At 63.8% G+C, this 16143-nt stretch carries 16 protein-coding genes and 1 tRNA gene; 5 read left to right on the top strand and 12 right to left on the bottom strand.

Translation table 11 applies throughout. The features are described 5' to 3' along the window. Nucleotides 1-49: 49 nt before the first annotated feature. From ABIB80_RS27880 to ABIB80_RS27850, 7 genes are all read right to left on the bottom strand, one after another. The gene (locus ABIB80_RS27880) at nucleotides 50-232 is read right to left on the bottom strand and encodes a hypothetical protein (RefSeq protein ID WP_157158529.1); all 183 of its coding nucleotides are present in this window, start codon (nucleotides 230-232) and stop codon (nucleotides 50-52) included. Between the two features lie 69 nt (nucleotides 233-301). Then, nucleotides 302-493 carry a hypothetical protein gene (locus ABIB80_RS27875; RefSeq protein ID WP_007590801.1) on the bottom strand — a complete coding sequence of 64 codons (192 nt, stop codon included), beginning with the start codon at nucleotides 491-493 and terminating at the stop codon, nucleotides 302-304. Between the two features lie 47 nt (nucleotides 494-540). Next, entirely contained in the window at nucleotides 541-999 is a 459-nt protein-coding gene (locus ABIB80_RS27870) for a hypothetical protein (protein WP_245285851.1), read from the bottom strand. A gap of 38 nt (nucleotides 1000-1037) precedes the next feature. Further along, nucleotides 1038-1397, bottom strand: a complete 360-nt coding sequence (locus ABIB80_RS27865; RefSeq protein WP_219684142.1) for a hypothetical protein — start codon at nucleotides 1395-1397, stop codon at nucleotides 1038-1040. A gap of 900 nt (nucleotides 1398-2297) precedes the next feature. After that, nucleotides 2298-2567 carry a hypothetical protein gene (locus ABIB80_RS27860; protein WP_219684141.1) on the bottom strand — a complete coding sequence of 90 codons (270 nt, stop codon included), beginning with the start codon at nucleotides 2565-2567 and terminating at the stop codon, nucleotides 2298-2300. A 474-nt stretch (nucleotides 2568-3041) separates the two neighbouring features. Beyond that, entirely contained in the window at nucleotides 3042-3572 is a 531-nt protein-coding gene (locus ABIB80_RS27855; protein WP_157158530.1) for a hypothetical protein, read from the bottom strand. 190 nt (nucleotides 3573-3762) lie between these two features. Further along, nucleotides 3763-3838, bottom strand: a tRNA-Lys gene (locus tag ABIB80_RS27850). A 2-nt stretch (nucleotides 3839-3840) separates the two neighbouring features. Between ABIB80_RS27850 and ABIB80_RS27845 the strand changes: the two genes are divergently transcribed. Then, nucleotides 3841-3975, top strand: a complete 135-nt coding sequence (locus tag ABIB80_RS27845) for a hypothetical protein (RefSeq protein WP_256375789.1) — start codon at nucleotides 3841-3843, stop codon at nucleotides 3973-3975. Between the two features lie 179 nt (nucleotides 3976-4154). Here the strand turns inward: ABIB80_RS27845 and ABIB80_RS27840 are convergent, their stop codons facing one another. After that, entirely contained in the window at nucleotides 4155-6830 is a 2676-nt protein-coding gene (locus ABIB80_RS27840; RefSeq protein ID WP_219684140.1) for a glycosyltransferase, read from the bottom strand. 213 nt (nucleotides 6831-7043) lie between these two features. Further along, complete coding sequence (locus tag ABIB80_RS27835; protein WP_007590816.1) at nucleotides 7044-7634, bottom strand: hypothetical protein; 591 nt, start codon at nucleotides 7632-7634, stop codon at nucleotides 7044-7046. 330 nt (nucleotides 7635-7964) lie between these two features. On the opposite strand from ABIB80_RS27835, the gene ABIB80_RS27830 reads away from it, so the two are divergent. Then, a complete protein-coding gene (locus ABIB80_RS27830; RefSeq protein WP_007590821.1) occupies nucleotides 7965-9524 on the top strand; it encodes a glycoside hydrolase family 17 protein in 1560 nt (519 codons plus the stop codon). Here the strand turns inward: ABIB80_RS27830 and ABIB80_RS27825 are convergent. Both ABIB80_RS27825 and ABIB80_RS27820 read right to left on the bottom strand, forming a co-directional pair. After that, nucleotides 9484-9864, bottom strand: a complete 381-nt coding sequence (locus tag ABIB80_RS27825) for a hypothetical protein (RefSeq protein ID WP_007590823.1) — start codon at nucleotides 9862-9864, stop codon at nucleotides 9484-9486. The genes ABIB80_RS27830 and ABIB80_RS27825 overlap by 41 nt on opposite strands. A 110-nt stretch (nucleotides 9865-9974) precedes the next feature. Further along, nucleotides 9975-11330 (bottom strand): hypothetical protein, encoded by a 1356-nt coding sequence (locus ABIB80_RS27820; protein WP_219684139.1) that lies wholly within the window; start codon nucleotides 11328-11330, stop codon nucleotides 9975-9977. A 172-nt stretch (nucleotides 11331-11502) separates the two neighbouring features. Here ABIB80_RS27820 and glmU point away from each other — a divergent pair, with 172 nt between their 5' ends. After that, a complete protein-coding gene (gene glmU, locus ABIB80_RS27815; RefSeq protein WP_219684137.1) occupies nucleotides 11503-12858 on the top strand; it encodes a bifunctional UDP-N-acetylglucosamine diphosphorylase/glucosamine-1-phosphate N-acetyltransferase GlmU in 1356 nt (451 codons plus the stop codon). A 6-nt stretch (nucleotides 12859-12864) separates the two neighbouring features. Here glmU and ABIB80_RS27810 read toward each other — a convergent pair whose 3' ends face one another. Next, a complete protein-coding gene (locus ABIB80_RS27810; RefSeq protein WP_219684135.1) occupies nucleotides 12865-13083 on the bottom strand; it encodes a hypothetical protein in 219 nt (72 codons plus the stop codon). Between the two features lie 219 nt (nucleotides 13084-13302). Here ABIB80_RS27810 and glmS point away from each other — a divergent pair, with 219 nt between their 5' ends. After that, on the top strand, nucleotides 13303-15129 hold the full coding sequence (gene glmS, locus ABIB80_RS27805) for a glutamine--fructose-6-phosphate transaminase (isomerizing) (RefSeq protein ID WP_007590830.1): 1827 nt from the start codon (nucleotides 13303-13305) through the stop codon (nucleotides 15127-15129). Between the two features lie 88 nt (nucleotides 15130-15217). After that, the gene (locus ABIB80_RS27800; RefSeq protein WP_007590844.1) at nucleotides 15218-15988 is read left to right on the top strand and encodes a DUF502 domain-containing protein; all 771 of its coding nucleotides are present in this window, start codon (nucleotides 15218-15220) and stop codon (nucleotides 15986-15988) included. Nucleotides 15989-16143: the final 155 nt, after the last annotated feature.

The following is a 16143-nucleotide window of genomic DNA, read 5'->3' as shown; positions in this document are numbered from 1 at the left end:
AGCTCGCCGTTGGGGTCGTCCGTCTTCGCAGCGGGCTTTTATCCGAAAACTATTGTGGCTCGGCCGGCTTGTCTCGCTCATGGCTCTCGGCTTCGGCGGCCGCGCACGCATCCATGCCATGGCATTTGCTGAGATAGTACCGAGCGCCTGCGAAGATCGAGCAAACGATCACCACGGAAACCAGCAGGAAGATCATCCACCGTCGATTCAACATTTCCACGACCTTCTGCACCCTCCATCCAACGCGGCCCGTTGGCCTGACCGGCCCAACCAGGCGAGGCGAAAGCTCGACAAGCTCAAATCAGACCTTGCGCTTCGGATTCAGTCGAGCCTCACGCTCCAGCCGCTCGGACTTCAGGCGTTTGAGGTTTTCCTGAAACTCCGGAGTGGCTTGACTGTCCGCTATTGTCTGTCTCGATGCTATCGGATTGAGGGTCCTTCGATCGGCTTCGTCCGCGATTTGTTGCTCGGCCGACCGTTTGGGTTTGATCATTTGCTTTTTGCCTTGAGGCGAGATTGACCAAGCGGGCGCCGGTCAAATCATTTTCGATTTGGCCGATCGCGTCGAACGTTCTGGAATTCCTCGGGTCCCTTGACGAGCCGCCGCTTGCGGCTGGCCTGGTCATCCGGGCTCGCTTTGTTGTCTTTGAGCTTGTCGATCGCTTTACCCGCCATTTCCCGAGCCCGCTCGGACGAGGCCTTGGCGGCAGACGTAACCGCGAGGGCGGGGGCGGGTTTGCCCAAGCCAATATCGACCAGCCGACGGATGGATTCAGAGCGAGCCGGAGTGTCTTCCTGCCGCGACGCCCATGCGTCGATCTGAACGACAGTCGCCTCCGGCCAGCGCGTGCCGATCTGGACGCCCTGACCAGTAGCGGGGCGGCCGCGATGCTTTTTGGCACGAATCTTTTTTGCTGGTTTCATTTTATTTGGTACCAAAAAATCAGGCGGAGGGGAAGGGCGAACTTCCGATAACTGTGCCTGCTTGATCACTGTCACCGCAGTCCCCACGCAACATGTCGATCACAGATTTGAAGTCAGGCGGCGCCCCGTAGAGGGAGCGCCAGTTGTACAGCAAACGGTCGGGAAGCATTGGCCCGGATGAAGGCCTGCAAGGCCGGCGTGATCTCGGCGCGCCCTGTGACGCGCTCGGCCAGCTCGTCAGCGATCTCGCTGGTCGCATCGCGAGCCCGGCCCTCGATCGCGTTGAAGGCGACGATATGGACCGGATAGGCGTACTGCCCGGAGAGCAGGTCGCGGATGATGGCCTCGACGTCGGTGTCCTGCTCGTCGGTCTCCCGCCAGGAGCAGCCGGCGCGCGCGCCCAAGTCTTCCAGCACAAGGTAAATCTCCCGGTCGAGCCTATCCAGCGGCACGATCGACGGCGCATGACGCATGACGCAACTCCTACTCAGGGAGCAATTGCGCTGCTGGCGGATCGTTCCGGCCGTCGGCCGTGCGCCTTGGCGGGTCGGGGGCCAGCCAAGCCGTCACAGTGAGGCAAAGAAAAGAGGCCGCCCACCGGGCGGCCCTTCCCGTTAGCTCGGTGCTCTCAATCCAGGTGAGCTAATCCATTGCTGGAGCTGGAGGGCGGTTTCGCTTATGCGCGCCGCTTTCAGGAGAGTTTCGCGCTTCGCTCCGAGCGGAGCCGCCTCGGCGCGGCGGCGGGCTTCCTCCGCCAATTGAGCAAGTCGCGTTGTCAGGGGAATGGTTTGTTTTTTTCTGGTTGGCATAGGGTGGCTCCGCGTAGGGCGGGAGCACGAGCAGCTCTCAGTCACCGATAGATGCCGTGATGGGCCGGTGATCGAATGACTAGGCGCTTGTTCAGTCAGAATAGATACTGAATTCCGCACCAAAGCTGGGGGTGCGCGCGTACCATAGGCTTTCCTCATGAAAACGCCGCCCGCTTGAAATGAAGCGCAGGCGGCGGCGTTCCAGCCCCGAGAGGGATCAGCAAAATCCCGGACATTCATTTGTCTGAGCCGGCTACATAAAGGTTCACTCCACTGGCAGGAGGCGAAGTCCCGGCCTACACGGGGGAACGACAGGCCGGAGAACGCGCCGAAATCGTAAGAGCTACTGCTTTGTTTGTGATTGTTGCGTTCGGCGGCGCGATGATCGCCGCCGGCTTTATGACGTCTCCAACATCGGCGGGCAAAATGAATGGGAAGCCTGGGGGCGGACGTAACTCGGCGCATTATGATACCCCCAGCAGTGGCACAGCGAAGCCACCGACCGCAACGAAGAAGCCTCCTCAGTGAGCCATCAAAGGGCCCGCCGGCTAAGCCTGGCGGGCCTCATACGTTGGTGCCCATTTTGGGAGGGGCGAAGTCAGGCCGCACATCGGCGCCGCGACTACCGCAGACTTGGCAGATAAACCGCCGTTCAAGATCAGAAAGCCGCAGTTCGTCGGGCCAGCGATCGGCGCTGACCGCGACGTGATGGCCGCAGTGGCACCAGACCATGACGCCGCTTATGCCCATCTCGCGCAGCTCGCCGAAAGTGATCTTGACCGGGCGGCGACTGAAATGAGTGGCGCTATGACGGCGGAGCGAGGCATGCCCCATCAAAACGCGCCTCGATGCAGGCTGCAAATTATCGATTGGTAGGGGCGTCGGTCGGCGGCGAGCTACTGCGGGTCGTGGGTGTGGATAAGCCTCGGCGCTCGATGCGGGCTACTCCAGAGCGACGGTGTCAACTCTCAGGCAGGGGAGGCACCTGTAAGCATACACTGCCGGTAGGTTCACAATCGCAGGCAGCGTCGCGAGGTAGTCCATTCGCCCCCTGCATTTGCGGCAAATGAGGATCGGTGGGCTGCCCCGCTCCTTGCTGCGCGTCATCCGAAATGGTCCAAAAGCCGGCAGGGTAGTTCCCTTTAGACGGCTGCGCATGTCCGGTGGAGTACCGGGGACTATCGGAAATTGGACGTGTACCGTCTGGCGCAGAAGCTCGAACAGCAAAAGCTGATACGCAATGAGCGTGATGGCTGGACATTGACTGCCGGCGGCTAAAAGGAGCTAAACGCTATGAATTGGCGTGGTTCAGGCAAGAACCAACCACCGCCCCCGCCGCACGTTTCCTAAGTGCAGGTTTATCACGTTGGCGGGTTCGCGGTGCTGGAAGATCAGATGTGCGCCTTCACGACCAATTTTGAGCGCGGACGCACCGGCTATTCGCCAGATCGTGTCGACGCGCTGATTGAGCTGAGCGGGCGCAACATTGGACGCGTCCTGCCCGATGACGTTGCTCCTGTTCTCGAAAATGATCGCCGGGGACTCGGAGCTGTCTCTTCCGGGCGGCGCTTTGTTCTCGGGACGGGAGTTGATGAAAAAGCTGGTAGGCGGATTCCACGTCAAAATTGTTCGTTGGGTCGGTGCTTCGATATCGATTTCTGGTTGCAGCAGGTTGGCATACGCGAAGTTTTGTATTTGGAGAGCAGCGGTCAGCAATAGACAGACCACTCCGAAGAAAGCGATCCAAATTGCTGGAATTTTGTCGCCGCCGTACCAAGCACTGCCGGCAATCCCGCTAAGTAGGATACCCGCAAGGAGCGGCAGCCAGAACACGGCCAACTCGACGCTTCTACTCGCCATCTAGACTCACTCCGAATCAAGGAGTCGATAGTGGCACGATGGAGGCGCACGCTGCACGTGCTCGGCAGCCCTATTTTCCTATGGCGGCAAAAGGGTCCAAGTGGCCCGGAATGCGCCCCGCATGAGCAAGGCTCCGATAAAACCGAAAATTTTAAAGCGGAGTATCTGTTGGTGAGCGCGCTGGGGCTCGAACCCAGGACCCCGTGATTAAAAGTCACGTGCTCTACCGGCTGAGCTACGCGCTCCCATGGCCGCTGATGGCTTTGAAGAGATCGCCATCGTCTTCGGTCATTTGGAAAAGCATGTCTTGCCGCCACATCGACGCAAGCGTTGCGGAAAAACCGGCTGTTTCCGGATCATGCTTTCGGCCCGCGCTGTGTAGGGGGATGGGGCGCGGAGGTCAATAGCTCGGGTGGCTGCCGAAGTTGAAGGCAACAGCGGGAATTCGCTCGCCGTTTCCAATGCTTGAGCCGGGATTTTCAACCGAGATGGCGGGCCGCCATCCACGCCGAAGAACCCGCGACGTCCGCCCATGGGCCGGATGCCGCGTTCGGAGCCCCGTCAGTTCGCTTCCCGCCGGACCTCGCTCGGCACCGGCACTTGCTGCGGCGTGCCGGCGGGGGTCGGCAGCGCGACCGGGCGCAGGCCGATCAGCTCGGCGGTGCGGATCGCGCTGTCGCGCCAGAACTGGAACGAGTTGATGCGGCTGAGCTCGAGGATGGCGATGGCGACCGCAGCCAGGAACGGCAGGCTCTGCAGCACCAGTACGCCAGCGAAGATGTAGATCTCGGTGATCTGGCGATAGCTGTTGGAGGCCACCAGCACGCCGGCGCCGATCAGGAGCAGGGCGCCGATCACGGCCTCCCAGAACGCCTGGAACTCGATCGACATCCTGGACAGGCCGCCCTTGGAGGTGCGCGCGAACGCGATGTGCTCGGTGATCAGTCCCTGCGCGACGGCGCGGGACACTGTCCACTGCACGCTCATCGCGGCGATCATCGCACCCAGCATCTGGCCGGGCTTGATCGCGACGCGCGCGCGGTACATCGACAAGAAGTGCGCGAGCGAGACGATGAAGGCGCCGATGATCGGCAGCGTCAGGATCTTGTCGGGAATGGCGATGTCGGCGAAGGCGACGATCGGCACCCAGACGAGGTTGAGCAGTGCCACGACCACGCCGAGGCTTTCGGCACCCAGCCAGTTCAGCCAGCCGAGGCCATATTCGCGCTTCTGGTCGGGCGTCAGCCGGCTCCGTCCCGGCAGGAAGTTCCGCCAGTGCTTCTTGACGATCTGGAGACCGCCATAGGCCCAGCGGTGACGCTGCTTCTTGAAGGCCTCGTAGGTGTCGGGCAGCAGGCCCTGGCCGTAGCGGTGGTTGGTGTAGTGCGTGGTCCAGCCGAACTGCTGAATCGAAAGGCCGAGGTCGCTGTCCTCGCAGATCGTGTCGGACGACCAGCCGCCGGCCATGTCCATCGCGGCGCGGCGGATCAGGCACATCGTGCCGTGCACGATGATGGCGTTGGTCTCGTTGCGCTGGACCATGCCGATGTCGAAGAAGCCGGCATATTCGCCGTTCATGATGTAGTGCATGATCGACAGATCGCCGTCGCGATGTTCCTGCGGCGCCTGCACCAGGCCGACACTGGGATCGGCGAACGCCGGCACGAGGTCCTTCAGCCAGTCGGGATCGACGACGTAGTCGGCATCGAGGATGCCGATGATCTCGGCGTCGACGGCGGTGCGGTCCATCGCGATGCGCAGCGCACCGGCCTTGAAGCCCTGCACCTTCTCGGCGTTGATGAACTTGAAGCGTTCACCGAGCGCGCGGCAATGATCCTGGATCGGCTGCCAGAACGCAGGGTCCGGCGTGTTGTTGATGATGACGACGCATTCGTAGTTTGGATAGTTCAGCCGCGACAGCGCATCGAGCGTCTGCTTGAGCATCTCGACCGGCTCGAAATAAGCGGGGATGTGGATCGAGACTTTTGGAAAGTAATTCTCCGGTACGTTCTCGACTGGCTTGTCCTTCGCGAGCAGGCGCTGCGGCGGCCGGCCGAAGGCGACGGCGGCGATCTCGTCGATGCGCGCCATCGCGATCAGCACAAGGGGAACAAGCAGGATCATGCCGAGCGTGAGCGCGAAGGCCGAGCCGAAGATGAAATAGTGCCCGTTCCAGAACGCGAACACGGTGGCGGCCCAGGCGCCGACGCCGTTGGCGGTGGCCGACAGCAGGAACGCCTGCTTCGCCGTCGGCTGCTGCAGCCGCAGGATCGGCAGCGACAGCAGGATACCGACCAGGAGCGCCACACCCATCAGCTTCCAATAGTCGGGATTCTCCACCGGCCCGGTCCATGCGAATTTCGGCTCGCGGCTGGCGTTGAGGATGCCCCAGTACGGACCGACGCCGCCTTCGAAGTATTTCCAGGGCTGATCGATGGCTTCGACAATGTTGTATTCCATGCCGATGGCGTCGGCGCGGCTGACGAAGTTGCGCAAGGTCAGTGCCTGCTGGAACGGACCGGGGTCGGCGTTGCGCAAATTGTAACCCGCGCTCGGCCAGCCAAATTCGGCGATCACGATGCGCTTGCCGGGGAACAGGTTGCGCAACAGATTGTAGCGGTCGACGGCCTGGTCGACCGCCTGGTCCGAGCGGAAGTTCTCCCAGTAGGGCAGCACGTGGGCGGCGATGAAGTCGACATTGGAGCCGAGGTCGGGATTGTCGCGCCAGATGTTCCAGATTTCACCGGTCGTGACGGGCACGCGGACCGCGCCCTTGACCTTCTTGATCATCTCGATGAGGTCTTCGACCTTCTGCTCGCCGCGGTAGATCACCTCGTTGCCGACGACGACGCCGTTGACGTTGCTGTTCTTGCGGGCGAGCTCGATGGCGGCCTTGATCTCGCGCTCGTTGCGATCCTTGTCCTTGTCGATCCAGGCGCCGACGGTGACCTTGAGGCCGAACTCGGCCGCGATCGGCGGCACCAGTTCCACGCCGCCCGTGGACGAATAGAGACGGATCGCGCGCGTCATCGTCGACAGCGTCTTCAGGTCGGCGCGGATTTTCTCCACCGTCGGAATGTTGTCGATATCGGGGTGAGCCGAGCCCTCGAACGGCGCATAGGAGACGCTGGGCAGCAAGCCCTTGAAGTCGGGCGCGGGTTCCTTGTCACGCAAGACCCCCCAGAGGCCGGCGTGGAGCGCGGACACAAGCAACAGAACGGCGGCGACAACCCGCATCGCGGCTAAACCAAAAGGGGCTGAGGGGGCAGGGAAGCGGATCCGACCCCGAGATCCGACCAAGTCCGCGGCAAATGGAGCATACCTCTGCCGCGCGGTTTCACAACTGTCATCGCCTCATGACCGTATGAGGGCATGCACATTTCAAATTCGCAGCAGTGCCAATTGCCTCTATCGCCGATCGTTCCTGAACGGAGGCTGAAACAATCGCGGCTATTTCGGGGGCGCCGGTGACGGGCTTGCCGCCGGCGAGGGGCTCGCGGCCGGCTGCGGCTGCGCATTGCCCGATGCCGGCGCGGCCGGCTGGGAGGCTGCGGCCGCCGCCTGCTGCGGCTGCGACGCCGGGTTGATCCAGCAAGCGTGCACACGGCTGTCCAGGGTCTCGGCGACTTTGGGATCGATCTGGCCGCCGAAGCGGGTCAGGCAGCGGAACGCGGCCTGGATATGGCCGCCGGGGCAGCCGAAGCGGTCGTACAAGTCGAGATGGCGGAATGCGGTATCGAGGTCATCCCGCCACATCAGCCGCACCACGCGCCGGCCGAGCCAGACGCATTCGGGGTTGCCGGCCGGGCCGCTGATGACTTGGGCTGCTTCGGCGAACTCGTCGGTGCGGCGCTGGTTCTGGGCGGCATCCTTGGCCGCGTCGGCGGGCTGGGCGGCTGCCTTGCTCTGGTCGGGGGCGGGCGTGCCGCTCTGGGCGGAGGCCGCGCCGATACCCATCAGGATGACAAGGGAAGAAACGGCCAAGGTGGCGGCGAGCTGCCGCAGGACCGCATTTCGTAACTCGAACACCCGTTGCCGCATGAATTCCCCAATATATCACTGACCGTCCGCGTCAGGACCTTCGCGGACGCGCCTGCGTGATGGCGTCCAAATGGGTCTCCAATGCGGCGGAAAAGTCCTCCCGAGTCCATGGCCTGAATCTGGAATTTTGTCCAGCAAAGTCACGATCCTAGGCCTCGGTCGAACGGCCGCAGGTAAATTCCTCAGGGGAGGGATGTATCCATAACGGAGTCACCCCCTTGGCAGACGGCGTGCTAGCAGGTAATCGACTGCCCTTCGCGGAGGACGGAACCGATTTCTCTTCGTACGCCACTGGCGCTTCTGCTCGTTTCACTGGGTGCGATCGCTGCCGTGTGGTGGTGGCTTGCCACGCCGATCTCGCTCGCGCGCGCCCCGATCGATCCCGCCGACAAGGTCCAGTGCGTCTCCTACGCGCCGTTCCGCGGCGAGCAGTCGCCGCTGAACGCGTGGACCCATATCGAGGCCGACCAGATTGAGCAGGACCTGCGCCAGCTCAAGGAGATCACCGACTGCGTCCGCACCTATTCGATGGAGAACGGGCTCGACCAGGTGCCGGCGATCGCGGCCCGGATCGGTGGACTGAAAGTGCTCCAGGGGATCTGGCTCTCCAGCAACCGCACCAAGAATTTCGAGCAGGCCGCGCTCGCCATTCGCCTTTCCAAGGATTTCCCCGGAACCATCACCAGCATCATCGTCGGCAACGAAGTGCTGCTGCGCGGCGAGATGACGACCGCGGACCTCGTCTCCATCATCCGCTCGGTGAAGGCGCAGGTCAGCGTGCCCGTCACCTATGCCGATGTCTGGGAGTTCTGGCTCAGGAATCGCGAGATCTATGACGCCGTCGACTTCGTCACGATCCACATCCTTCCCTATTGGGAGGACTTCCCGGTCAAGGCGAAGTTTGCCGCCTCCCATGTCGAACAGATCCGCGAGCGCATGGCGGTCGCATTTCCCGGCAAGGAGATCCTGATCGGTGAAACCGGCTGGCCGAGCGAAGGGCGCATGCGCGAGGGCGCGCTGCCTTCGCGCACCAACCAGGCGCGCGTCGTCTCCGAGATCCTGAGTCTGGCGAAAGCGCAGAAATTCCGCGTCAATCTGATCGAGTCCTACGACCAGCCTTGGAAGCGCAAGCTGGAAGGCACCGTCGGCGGCTATTGGGGCCTCTATGACTCGGTGCGCCGGAACCTGAAATATCCGCCGGGCCAGCCGATCAGCAATTTCCCTTACTGGAAATGGTACATGGGCGCCGGCATGGGCCTCTGCGTGCTGGTGTTCGCGGTGGCCGGCCTGACGTTGCGGCGCAGGCCCTGGACGCCGCGTTTCTCGGCTTGGCTCGGTGTGGCGATCTCGGCGACCTCGGCAGGCATCCTGCTCGGGATCGGCGCCGACAAGATGTACTACGAGAGCTACGGCATCGGCGGCTGGCTGCTCTGGGGCACGCTGCTCGCGGCCGGCATCCTGTCGCCGATCTTCTGCGCGCAGGCGATGGTGATCGGCCGCAGCCTTCCGACCTTCCTCGATCTGCTCGGTCCGCGCGAGGGCCGGAAATGGTCGAAGCTCACCGCCGTGCTGGGTCTGACGCTGGCGGTGGCCGCGGTGATCGCGGCGCAGACCGCGCTCGGCTTCGTGTTCGACCCGCGCTACCACGACTTCCCCTACGCCTCGCTGACGATGGCGGTGGTGCCGTTCGCGCTGTTGATGCTGAACCGGCCGCAGATTGGCCAGCGTCCGATCGCGGAATCGGTCTTCGCCGGCGTGCTGACGCTGTCGGCGGCCTATGTGCTCTTCAACGAGGGCCGCGACAATTGGCAGTCGCTGTGGACCTGCGCGATGTATCTCTTGTTCGCGCTCACGCTGTGGCGGGCGCGGGCCGAGCAAATCCAAGAATGAACAGTCCGATCGCCAGGCCCGACAGCACGACATTGTAGAGCACGATGCCGAGACCGGCGGCGATGATGCCGACGGTGAGCAGCACGATCGACGGCCGCATCAGGTTCAGCGTGGCCACCACCAGCGCGACGATGCCGAATACCGAATTCTTGAACAGCACGGTCGAGACCGAGCGCGCCTTGCAGATCAGGGTCTGAAGCCCGGCGTCGCAGGCGAGACCGACCTGCGAGTTTTCGATTCCGAGGTAGCGCAGATAGAGCGCATAGCCGACGGATGCGAAGCCGACGACGATCAGGAACTGCACCTGGTAGGGCGTGAGGCGGAAGGGCTTTTTTGTCATGGCGGCAATATGGTCGGGATGGCGCGGACGGGCAACAGGGAAGGCGCAAGTTTCTCGCGCCCTGCGTGAGATCCGTCACCCATTGAGCTGATGAATTGCCGCGAGGTAAGCTATCTTCTGAAGAACGACGACAGCGTCGATCCCGCCGACGCCGTCTCCGGCTTCGGCTGTGCGGCCGGCGGCGCCGCAGGAGCAGGCGCGGGTTCCTCGCGCTTCGACGAGCGTTTCGAGGAATAGCTGCGGCGATGCTTGTCGGGCTTGGCGGCGGGCGCGGGCGCGGTCTCGGCTTGCGGCACCGAGTCCTGGGTCTTGTCGGAGTTCTTCTCCTGAACTCGATCCTGAGTCTTCTCTTGTTTTTCCTGGCCGCCGCGCATCGACAGCCGCTGGCCGTCGAACACGGTGGTCTCGCAGTGGCGGTCGTTCTCGGCGAGGCCGGCGCAGAGTTTTGCCGCAGCCGCTGCATTGATCAGCGGGCCGGCACCGAGGCGGAGCTGCATGCCGAGGCCGGTGTTGCCTTCCTTGATCATGATGATCGGCCGCAGCGCTGCGATCTCGGGATTGGATTTGGTGAGCCCGCGCCACAGAGCGCGCAGTCCGTCGAGCGAGTTGGCGCCACCGAGATCAATCGCAAAGCGCGTCTGCTGGACCGCGATCGCGGGAGCCTCGCTTTCGGCAGCCTCCGGCGGCTTGGTGGGTGCAGCGGCGACTTCGATGGGCGCGGGCGCCGGATCGGGCTTCTTCTCGGCAGCCTTCTCAGCGATCTTCTCAGTGGTCTTCTCAGTGGATTCGGGCTGAACCAGTTTCGGGGCGGCCGGATCGGGCGGCGCCATGATCGATTTGGACGGGACCAACGGAAGCATCGGCAGTGCCGAATTTGTCGCCGGCAACTGCGCGACCAGCGAGGCCGCCGCTGCGCTCTGTGGCGCCGGGCTCGACGGCTCCCTTGCGGCCTCGGTGCGCGGCTTGTCGTTGGCCGGAGCTGGTGTCGAGGCGACCGGCGCGATGCCGGGCGCCGGCGGCCCGATCAAAGCTGGCGCGTCCTGCGGCTTCGCGACGGATGCCTGCGGCGGCGTTGTCGTCTGCTTGGCGATGGCGCCGGTGACGGAATCGAGCCCTTGCTCCAGCACGGTGACGCGCGAATAGAGCCGGTCGCGATCGGTGTTCAGCGTCTCGATGGCGGAGGCGAGCCGGCGGGCCTCGTTCTGGCTCTCCTTGGTCAGGATCTGGAGCCGGTCGGCCTGGCGCGCGAGATCGGCGGACGCGACCTGGTCGCGCCGCCAGCCGAGCTGGGCCTGGTTGGCGAACACGGCAATCACCACGGCGCCGACGGCCGCCACGCCCCATGAGCCCAGCCGCCACATCATGCCGCGATCGAACGAACTCTCCTCGGCCACAAGTCCGGAGAACAGCCCGCCGGTCTCCTTGGCGCCGAAGGCATCCGCCAGTGGGTCGGAATCCTTTGCCATGAACGTTAAGTGCCCAACCCCTGTCCGGCTTCCCCGAATCAATCAGGGAACATTAACAGGAAAAGCGTGTCGCACTTGAACTCCGGGCGTTTGCGGGGGTAGCAAGGCGATAGCTCATGAGGGCGGCCGTCGCCGCTGGCGCCGATTGATTCGGCCGATTGACAGGATTTCGATGACCGCCCGTTCCAGCCTCACGATCGTGCTCGCCGCCGGCGAAGGCACGCGTATGCGCTCACACCTGCCGAAAGTGCTGCATCCGGTCGCGCACCAGAGCCTGCTCGCCCACGTGCTCGCCGCGGCGCCCAGGGGAACCGGCACCTCGCTCGCGGTCGTGATCGGACCCGACCATCAGGCGGTGGCGGACGAAGCAAAGCGCATCCGCCCCGACGCGCTCACCTTCGTGCAACAGGAACGGCTCGGCACCGCACATGCGGTGCTGGCGGCGCGCGATGCCATTGCGCGGGGCGTGGATGATTTGCTGATTGCGTTCGGCGACACGCCGCTGATCTCGGCCGAGACCTTTGCGCGGCTGCGCGCGCCGCTGGCCAAAGGCGCGGCGATTGCGGCGCTCGGCTTCCGCGCCGCCGATCCCACCGGCTATGGCCGCTTCATCGTCGAGGGCGACCGCCTGGTCGCGATCCGCGAGCAGGCCGATGCCAGCGCCGAGGAGCGCAGGATCGACCTCTGCAATGCCGGGGTCATGGCGATCGACGGCCGCCGCGCGCTCGCCATCCTCGACAAGATCGGCAATGCGAACTCCAAGGGCGAATATTATCTGACCGATGTGGTCGGCATTGTCAGCGAACAGGGATGGGATGCCGTGGTGATCGAAACCAGCGAGGACGAAGTGCGCGGCATCAACACCAAGGCGCAGCTCGCCGAGGCCGAAAGCGTGATGCAGGCGCGGTTGCGGAAAGCGGCTATGGAGGCCGGCGTCACGCTGATCGCGCCCGAAACCGTCTATCTCGCCGCGGATACCGTGTTCGGCAAGGACGTGACGATCGAACCCTTCGTGGTGATCGGGCCCGGCGTTTCGATCGGCGACGGCACGGTGGTCCATTCCTTCTCGCACATCGTCGAGACCACGCTCGGCAAGAAGGTCTCCATCGGCCCCTATGCGCGGCTGCGGCCCGGCACCTCGCTCGGCGACGGCGCGCGCATCGGCAATTTCGTGGAGACCAAGGCCGCGACGCTGGAGGCCGGCGTCAAGGTCAACCATCTCTCCTACATCGGCGACGCCACCATCGGCGCCAATTCCAACATCGGCGCCGGCACCATCACCTGCAACTACGACGGCTTCAAGAAGCACAAGACGATCATCGGGCAGGGCGCCTTCGTCGGCACCAACTCCTCGCTGGTCGCGCCGGTGACCATCGGCAACGGCGCCTATATCGGCTCGGGCTCGGTGATCACGCGCGACGTGCCTGATGACGCGATGGCGCTGGAGCGCAGTCCGCAGACCATCCGCGAAGGTGGTGCGGCGCGCTATCGCGAGATGAAGACGCGAGGGAACAAGCCGGCGAAATGAGCGCCGCTATTCGTCGTCGGCAAATTCCGAGAAGATCGCCCGCGTCAGGCGCCAGCCGCGCGGCTTGGCACGCTTTGCCGGCTCGCCGGCGACGTGCTTGATGATGACGGGCTTGCTTTCCTTGCCGCGCTGGGGCGGCGGCCAGTGCGCAAGGTGCGTGCCGGTGGTCTCGCTGGCGCGCACCGACATCGATGACCGACTTTTGCGGTCGGATGAGCCTTTCATGGCCTGTCTCCCTGGTACGCAAGGGTTGGCCAAATTCGTTGACAACTAGTTAACGCGCGCGGTTTAAGGCCCAGCCAGTTCGACGCAGGCGAGGCTCGTTGCCGTCGGTGCTGTCTCAATCAGCAATAATTATTGAGTATCTGGTTCCTTAGGAACTTCGCTAAAAACCGAGCGCGTCGTTTAGGCGATTTTTCGACGATTTGGGGGATATTGATCCGCATGTGCGGGATTGTCGGCATTCTCGGGCGCGAGCCGGTTGCAGAGCAATTGGTGGATTCGCTCAAACGTCTTGAATATCGCGGCTATGATTCCGCAGGCGTCGCCACGCTCGAAGGCAAGCATCTCGAGCGCCGCCGCGCCGAGGGCAAGCTGAAGAATCTGGAGAAGCGGCTGGAAGCCGAGCCGCTCAAGGGCACGACCGGAATCGGTCACACCCGCTGGGCCACCCACGGCAAGCCGACCGTCAACAATGCCCATCCGCATGCGACCGAGCGTGTCGCCGTCGTTCACAACGGCATCATCGAGAATTTCCGCGAGCTGCGCGAGGAGCTCGAGACGAAAGGCACGGTGTTCCACACCCAGACCGACACCGAGATCGTGCTGCATCTCGTCGACGATCTGCTCACGCGCGGCAACAAGCCGGTGGAAGCGGTGAAATTGACGCTGGCGCGTCTGCGCGGCGCGTTCGCGCTCGGCTTCATCTTCGCCGGCGAGGACGATTTGATGATCGGCGCCCGCAACGGTCCGCCGCTCGCGATCGGCTATGGTGACGGCGAGATGTATCTCGGCTCCGACGCCATCGCGCTTGGGCCGTTCACCGACACGATCAGCTATCTCGAGGACGGCGACTGGGTCGTGCTGACCCATACGAGCGCTGCGATCTTCGACAAGGACGGCCACGCCGTCCAGCGCGAGAAGACCAAGCACGCCGCCTCGACCTCGCTGGTCGACAAGGCCAATTACCGCCACTTCATGGCCAAGGAGATCCACGAGCAGCCGGAAGTGGTCGGCCACACGCTGGCACGCTATGTCGACATGGCGACCGAGCGGGTCTCCCTGCCGGTCAAGCTGCCGTTCGACTTCAAGAACATCCAGCGCATCAACATCACGGCCTGCGGCACCGCGAGCTACGCCGGGTTCGTCGCAAAATACTGGTTCGAGCGTTTCGCGCGCGTGCCGGTCGAGGTCGATGTCGCCTCCGAATTCCGCTACCGCGAGGCGCCGTTGCGCAAGGGAGATCTCGCCATCTTCATTTCGCAGTCGGGCGAAACCGCCGACACCCTGGCCGCGCTGCGCTACGCCAAGGCCGAAGGCGTGCACACGGTGGCCGTCGTCAACGTGCCGACCTCGACGATCGCGCGCGAGAGCGAAACCGTGCTGCCAACGCTGGCCGGCCCCGAGATCGGCGTCGCCTCGACCAAGGCCTTCACCTGCCAGCTCATGGTGCTGGCAAATCTTGCGATCGCGGCCGGCAAGGCCCGCGGCGAACTGTCCGACGAGGACGAGACCAAGCTCGTCCACGGGCTCGTCGAGGTCCCGCGTTTGATGTCGGATGCGCTGACCACCGAGCTCCAGATCGAGAAGCTCGCGCGCGAGATCGCGAAATCGCGTGACGTGCTCTATCTCGGTCGCGGCACCAGCTTCCCGCTCGCGCTCGAAGGCGCGCTGAAGCTGAAGGAGATCTCCTACATCCACGCCGAGGGCTATGCCGCCGGCGAGCTCAAGCACGGCCCGATCGCGTTGATCGACGAGACCATGCCGGTCGTGGTCATCGCGCCCTACGACCGGGTGTTCGAAAAGACTGTTTCCAACATGCAGGAGGTCGCCGCCCGCGGCGGCAAGATCATCCTGATGACCGACGCAAAAGGCGCGGCGGAGGCGACCGTCGAGTCCCTCGTCACGATCGTCATGCCTGATATGGCGGCGGCGTTCACGCCGATGGTCTATGCCGTCCCCGTTCAGCTGCTCGCCTATCATACGGCGGTCATCATGGGGACCGACGTCGACCAGCCGCGCAATCTCGCGAAATCCGTGACCGTGGAATAGGCAGAAGGGTCGGGCCGGAACGCTTCGTGGTCTTCCAAAACCTGCTAGAAGAACCTAGCTTGAACGAAGCGACCGACCTGGAACCCGAATGAACCCCCGTGACGACGCGCCAGCGCCTCTTGATCCCGTGCCGGAGCCGCATACAGGCCTGATAGGCCGCTTCCGCAATTATTTCCTCACCGGTCTCGTGGTGACGGGACCGGTTGCGATCACCTTTTATCTGGTTTGGTGGTTCGTCACCTGGGTTGATGGCGTGGTGCGACCGTTCGTGCCGCTGGCCTATCGGCCTGAAACCTACATGCCGTACGTCATTCCCGGCTGGGGGCTGATCGTCGCATTTTTCACGTTGACGCTGGTCGGCTTCCTCGCCGCCAATCTGATCGGCCGGACACTGGTCGATGTCGGCGAGACCTTCCTCGGCCGCATTCCGGCGGTGCGCGCCATCTACCGCGGCCTGAAGCAGGTGTTCGAGACGCTGTTCTCGGGCAAGGGCTCGAGCTTCCGCAAGGTCGGCCTGGTCGAGTTTCCCTCGCCGGGCATGTGGTCGATCGTGCTGATCTCGCAAGCGCCGAACGAGGACGTCTCCCGCAGCCTGCCGGGTCAGGAGGAGCACGTCTCGGTGTTCCTGCCTTGCTCGCCTAACCCGACGACGGGCTTCTTCTTCTACGTGCCCAAGAGCAAGATCGTCGAGGTCGACATGAGCACCGAGGACGCCGCGACGCTGATCATGTCGGCCGGCGTGGTGCAGCCCGGCTCGGCGCCCGATTCGAAGAAGGCAGCGGCGCTGGCGGGCATGGCGAATGCCGCGCGTATTGCCAACGCCTCGGCGCTCCAGCCCCAGCCTGCGAAGGTGGAGTAGGGCCATTCCTTTGCGAGATGGCCGCCGTTCACGCGGGCGTTCGCATCCCTGCCAGGGCGTGTACTCATCTGTGGACGCCCCGCGAGATGCAAGCGATTTTTGAGGAAGATCGGCACGTAGTCGGATGCTGCCATCTGTCCGGCCTCTGATGGTGC

The sequence above is a fragment of the Bradyrhizobium sp. i1.15.2 genome (assembly GCF_040548425.1).
Taxonomy (GTDB): domain Bacteria; phylum Pseudomonadota; class Alphaproteobacteria; order Rhizobiales; family Xanthobacteraceae; genus Bradyrhizobium; species Bradyrhizobium canariense.
Note: the sequence above shows the minus strand (reverse complement) of the source record. Positions and strands in the feature narration are given on the sequence as shown.

Bases quoted from the DNA above. Each gene is read 5' to 3' on its own strand.
- ABIB80_RS27875 (WP_007590801.1), bottom strand. From the start codon at position 493: ATGATCAAACCCAAACGGTCGGCCGAGCAACAAATCGCGGACGAAGCC.
- ABIB80_RS27865 (WP_219684142.1), bottom strand. From the start codon at position 1,397: ATGCGTCATGCGCCGTCGATCGTGCCGCTGGATAGGCTCGACCGGGAG.
- ABIB80_RS27860 (WP_219684141.1), bottom strand. From the start codon at position 2,567: ATGGGGCATGCCTCGCTCCGCCGTCATAGCGCCACTCATTTCAGTCGC.
- ABIB80_RS27845 (WP_256375789.1), top strand. From the start codon at position 3,841: ATGGCCGCTGATGGCTTTGAAGAGATCGCCATCGTCTTCGGTCATTTG.
- ABIB80_RS27840 (WP_219684140.1), bottom strand. From the start codon at position 6,830: ATGCGGGTTGTCGCCGCCGTTCTGTTGCTTGTGTCCGCGCTCCACGCC.
- ABIB80_RS27835 (WP_007590816.1), bottom strand. From the start codon at position 7,634: ATGCGGCAACGGGTGTTCGAGTTACGAAATGCGGTCCTGCGGCAGCTC.
- ABIB80_RS27825 (WP_007590823.1), bottom strand. From the start codon at position 9,864: ATGACAAAAAAGCCCTTCCGCCTCACGCCCTACCAGGTGCAGTTCCTG.
- ABIB80_RS27820 (WP_219684139.1), bottom strand. From the start codon at position 11,330: ATGGCAAAGGATTCCGACCCACTGGCGGATGCCTTCGGCGCCAAGGAG.
- glmU (WP_219684137.1), top strand. From the start codon at position 11,503: ATGACCGCCCGTTCCAGCCTCACGATCGTGCTCGCCGCCGGCGAAGGC.
- ABIB80_RS27810 (WP_219684135.1), bottom strand. From the start codon at position 13,083: ATGAAAGGCTCATCCGACCGCAAAAGTCGGTCATCGATGTCGGTGCGC.
- glmS (WP_007590830.1), top strand. From the start codon at position 13,303: ATGTGCGGGATTGTCGGCATTCTCGGGCGCGAGCCGGTTGCAGAGCAA.
- ABIB80_RS27800 (WP_007590844.1), top strand. From the start codon at position 15,218: ATGAACCCCCGTGACGACGCGCCAGCGCCTCTTGATCCCGTGCCGGAG.